This is a genomic window from Kitasatospora sp. NPDC057542, assembly GCF_042801945.1.
Lineage (GTDB): Bacteria > Actinomycetota > Actinomycetes > Streptomycetales > Streptomycetaceae > Kitasatospora.
Map to the genome: position 1 here is coordinate 1 of NZ_JBHVFE010000588.1, position 4,890 is coordinate 4,890.

At 72.4% G+C, this 4,890-nt stretch carries 3 protein-coding genes; all 3 read right to left on the reverse strand.

What is annotated here, in order from left to right; all coding sequences use genetic code 11:
• Positions 1 to 69: 69 nt before the first annotated feature.
• The 3 genes from ACFU7Y_RS40195 to ssuE all read right to left on the reverse strand — a co-directional run bounded on the left by ACFU7Y_RS40195 (position 70) and on the right by ssuE (position 4,323).
• Positions 70 to 2,637, reverse strand: coding sequence for an ABC transporter permease (locus ACFU7Y_RS40195; protein WP_380771323.1), 2,568 nt, complete (start codon positions 2,635 to 2,637; stop codon positions 70 to 72).
• 19 nt (positions 2,638 to 2,656) lie between these two features.
• Positions 2,657 to 3,445 (reverse strand): ABC transporter ATP-binding protein, encoded by a 789-nt coding sequence (locus ACFU7Y_RS40200; protein WP_374120096.1) that lies wholly within the window; start codon positions 3,443 to 3,445, stop codon positions 2,657 to 2,659.
• A gap of 323 nt (positions 3,446 to 3,768) precedes the next feature.
• Entirely contained in the window at positions 3,769 to 4,323 is a 555-nt protein-coding gene (ssuE, locus tag ACFU7Y_RS40205; protein ID WP_224284149.1) for an NADPH-dependent FMN reductase, read from the reverse strand.
• Between the last annotated feature and the right edge of the window lie 567 nt (positions 4,324 to 4,890).

Sequence of the window (4,890 nt, forward strand, 5' to 3'; positions counted from 1 at the left end):
CCGTTCCCCCGTTCCCCCGTGGGTTCCCCCGTTCCCCCGGCTCCGGGGCCCGGCGCCCCCGGCGCCGGGTCAGTCCGTCGCGATGGCCGCGAGGACGTTCATGCGTCCGGCCCGGAAGGCCGGGACGAGCGCGGCGAACAGCCCGATCAGCACCGAGGAGACCAGCGTGATCGCCACCATGGTGGTCGGGACGGAGAGCGTCCCGAGGCCCTGGTCCCGCAGCACCCCCTGGACGGTGACGCCCCAGGCGAGGCCCAGCCCGGTGCCGAGGACGGCGCCGAACAGCGCGATCACCACGGACTCCAGCCGGATCATCCGGCGCAGCTGGCGGCGGGAGAACCCGATCGCCCGCAGCAGGCCGATCTCGCGGGTCCGCTCGACCACCGACAGCGCCAGGGTGTTGACCACGCCGAGCACCGCGACCGTGATCGAGAGGGCGACCAGCCCGTAGATCAGGTAGAGCAGGGTGTTGACCTGGGACTGCACCAGCTCCTTGTAGCCGGCCTGGTCCTTGACGGTCAGCTGCGGGTACTCCTTGAGCCCGTCCTGCAGGGCGGTCAGCGTCCTGGCGACGTCGGCGCCCGGGGCGGCCTTGGCGAAGACGGCCTCCACCGGCGGCTGCTCGGCGGCGGGGACCGCCTTGGCCATGGTGTCCAGGTCGACGAAGGAGCCGTTGCCGAACAGCTCGCCCTTGGCGAAGACCACCCCGACCGGCAGCACCTGGGTGCGGCCCTTGCCGTAGTCGACGGTCACCCGGTCCCCGACCTTCAGGCCGAAGTCCTTCGCGAAGGCCTCGCCGATCCCCAGCGAGCCGCGCCCGATCGAGTCCACCGCGCCGGACCGGACGGTCGGGTGGAAGTCGGTGCCGAAGAAGGCGGGCGGCACGGCGTCCAGGCCGGTCTTCGCCTGCCGTCCGTCCGGCAGCTGGACCTTGGCGTGGAAGCCCTTCTGGACGGTGACGTGGTCGATGCCCGGGGTCCGGCGCACGATGTCCGTCATCTCGGTGGTGACCTCGGCGCGGCCGCCGCCGATGATGTAGTCCACGCCCACCGACTTGTCGATCTGCGCGCTGGCCGAGGTGACCGCCGAGGAGCTGAAGACCGAGGAGGCGATCACCAGCGCCAGGCCGATCATCAGCGCGGCGGCGGTGGCGCCGGTCCGGCGCGGGTTGCGCATCGCGTTGCGCTGGGCGAGCTTGCCGGACGGCCCGAACAGCGCCGGCAGCAGCGCGCCGAGCACCCGGACGACGGCCGAGGCCAGCAGCGGGCCGAGCACCACGAACCCGATCAGGGTGAGCACCACGCCCAGGCCCAGGTACTGGCCGCCGGTGGCCGCCTTCTCCGCCCGCGCGCCGAGCACCAGCAGGGCGCCGCCGCCGGCCGTCAGCAGCAGGCCGAGGACCGTACGGACCAGGTTGGCGCGGCCCTCGGCCGGGGTGCCGTGGTCGCGCAGGGCGGCCATCGGCGAGATCCGGCTCGCCCGGCGGGCCGGGAACCAGGCCGCGACCAGGGTGACCACGATGCCGAGCGCGTAGCCGGCGGCGAAGACGTCCGGCCCGACCTGGAGGTCGGCCGCCTTGAGGTCCATGCCGAGCGCGTTCATCAGCTTGATCAGGCCGACCGCGACGCCCAGGCCGGCCGCCACCCCGAGGGTCGAGCCGAGCACGCCCAGGATCAGGGCCTCGACCAGCACCGAGCGGTTGACCTGCCGCCGGCTGCCACCGATGGCGCGCAGCAGGCCGATCTCCCGGGTGCGCTGGGCGACCAGCATCGAGAAGGTGTTGACGATCAGGAACGCGCCGACGATCGCCGAGACGAAGGCGAAGCCGAGCATCGCGTACTTCATGAAGTTGAGGCTGCTGCCGACCTGCTTGGTGTTCTCGTCCTTCTGCTCGGCCGCGGTCTTGACCTGGTAGCCGCCGCCGATCCTGGCCGCCGTGTCGGCCTTGAGCCGGTCGTTGCCGAGGCTGCCGTCGCCGAAGGTCTCGATCGAGGTGTAGGCGGGCTCGCCGAGCAGCATCTGCTGGGCGGTCGGGGTGTCCAGGAAGCCGAGCGCCGCGCCCGGGTTGGTGGCGGTGAAGGTGGCGATGCCGACGATGGTGAGGTCGTGGCGGCCGCCGGAGTTCTCGATCCTGATCCGGTCGCCGAGACCGAGCTTGGCCTTCTTCGCGGTGTCCGCGTCCAGCACCAGCTCGCCGGAGCCGCGCGGCGCGTGGCCGGAGGTGATGGTGACCGGGTTGCGCGGGGTGTCGGTCCAGTTGCCGAGCAGGGTGGGCGCGCCGCTGGTCGGGCCGACCAGCTTGTTGGTGGCCGGGTCGATCAGGACCGCGTTCCCGACCATGACCTGGCCGACGGCCTTCTTCACGCCCGGCACCGTGGCGACCTGGTCGGCGAGCGCGACCGGGACGGTCGGCGGCTTGACGGCGGCCTGCTGCTCCTCGTCCTCGGCCGGCTTGGGCGGCTGGACCGAGACGTCGGAGGCGGTCGCGGCGAAGAGCTTGTCGAAGGTGCCGGTGGCGGTGTCGGAGAACACCAGGGTGCCGGAGACGAAGGCCACCGACAGCACGACGGCGATGAGCGAGAGCGCCATCCGGCCCTTGTGGGCGAAGAAGCTCCGCAGTGAGGTCTTGAGCAGCATGGTGGTGTCGTCCCGCCGCTCAGCTGGTGCGCTTGCCGTCGAAACGGCGCATGCGTTCGAGGACGGAGTCGGCGGTGGGCGCGTGCATCTCGTCCACGATCACGCCGTCGGCGAGGAAGAGCACGCGGTCCGCGTAGCCGGCCGCGACCGGGTCGTGGGTGACCATCACGATGGTCTGGCCCAGCTCGTCGACCGAGCGGCGCAGGAAGGTCAGCACCTCGGCGCCGGACCGGGAGTCGAGGTTCCCGGTGGGCTCGTCACCGAAGATGATCTCGGGGCGGGCGGCCAGTGCCCGGGCCACCGCGACGCGCTGCTGCTGGCCGCCGGAGAGCTGGGTGGGGCGGTGCTTGAGCCGGCCGGACAGGCCGACCGTCTCCACCACCTGGTCCAGCCAGGCCTGGTCGGGCTTGCGCCCGGCGATGTCCATCGGGAGCGTGATGTTCTCCAGCGCGTTCAGGGTCGGGAGCAGGTTGAACGCCTGGAAGATGAAGCCGATCTTGTCGCGCCGGAGCCTGGTGAGCTGCTTGTCCTTGAGGCCGGTGATCTCGGTGTCGCCGATCCAGATCCGCCCGGAGGTGACCGTGTCGAGGCCCGCCAGGCAGTGCATCAGGGTGGACTTGCCGGAACCCGAGGGGCCCATGATCGCGGTGAACCGGCCGCGCTGGATGTCGACGTCGACCGCGTCGAGCGCGGTCACCCTGGTCTCGCCCGAGCCGTACGCCTTGGTGACCTGACGGGCCGACGCGGCGACGGCGGACGCTCCGCCGGGAAGCTGGGGGTCGTACACGGCTGCTGCTGCCGTCGTCACTGGACTCTCCTATGGAAGATGCGCTCACCCGTTGGCCCCCAGCCTCACGGGCCCGCCCGCCTCGCGACATGGCGCAGGCGGTAGTCCTCGACCGGGAGTTGTCTCCACCCTCCCGGTGGACCTGGCCACCGGACCCGACGTGATCGGGCCGCTTCCTGGCGGGTGGGGATGTGTGAACCACGTTAGGAGTCGTCGGCGGAGGGCTCGTCATCCGCCGGAATGAAGCCGCCCAACCAAGGTTCTACGGGGCACGGCGCGGGTCCCCCTAGGGGTTGCCGCGGCCCGTCTCGGGGACGCCCCGTACGGGCCGCGGCGACGGTCCGTCAGCTCGTCAGCGCGGGTGCGGACAGGCGTTCCAGGGCCGTGGCGAAGCCCTCCACGACCGGGGCCAGCAGCGTTTCGGTCTCGCGCTCCACCAGGGTCGCCCCGTCCTCCCGGGCGGTGATGTGGCGGTCGAGCACGAACCAGCCCTGGGTGATGTGGCCTGCGCCCATCGAGCTGAGCACCGGGCGCAGCGCGTAGTCCACCGCGAGGACGTGCGCGGGCGAGCCGCCGGTGGCGAGCGGCAGGACGGCCTTGCCGGTGAGCGCGTACTGCGGGAGCACGTCCAGCAGGGCCTTCAGCAGGCCCGAGTAGGCGGCCTTGTAGACGGGGGTGCCGATGACCACGCCGTCGGCGCGGGCGAACAGCTCGGTGACGGCGACGATCTCGGGGTGGTCGAAGTCGCCCGACAGCAGCGCGTGCGCGGGCAGGCTGCGGGCCTCGAAGGGGACGACGTGGTGGCCGCGCTCCGTCAGCCGTGCGTCGACGTGGCGCAGCAGGCGGGTGGTGCGGGAGGTGGCGGACGGGGAGCCGGAAACGGACAGGACGACGGCCATGGGTTCACCTCTGGCTGGAAGCGGGGCGGCGCGGCACAGCGGGGGAAAGGCGCTGCGGTGGGGGCCGGTACCGGGCGTGGTGCCGGGGGCCGGCACGGGAGCGGTGCCGGAAGGCGGCACCGGGGGCGCTACGCCGGCGGACGTGCGGGGATTCGACGGGCGCGCGTCAGCCGAGACAGAGCGAACAGGCCACACCGCGCCGCAGGTCGACGTGCCGCCGACGCGTGAGTGCCCAACGCTGATCCATGCCTGGAATGCAAACACGCTGTGTTCGCGCTGGTCAAGAAACGTTTCGGCAGCCGGAACGCCGGGTGTCCGGATGTTGCGGCGGAACGATCCGGCACGTGCATCAAAACTGCTACAAGAGGCCCGGCGGACCCCCCGGGGGGAGTCGGCCTCACCGGGGTCGGGCATCCTCGTCGGCATGAACACGTGGCAGCAGGGCCGCCCGGGGGGCGGCGGGAACCCGTACGGCGGAAACGGCGGGGGCGGCGGGAACCCGTACGGCGGAGGCGGCGCGGCCGAGCCGCCGCTGCCGTCCTCGCTGAACCCGCGTGGGCCGGGGGC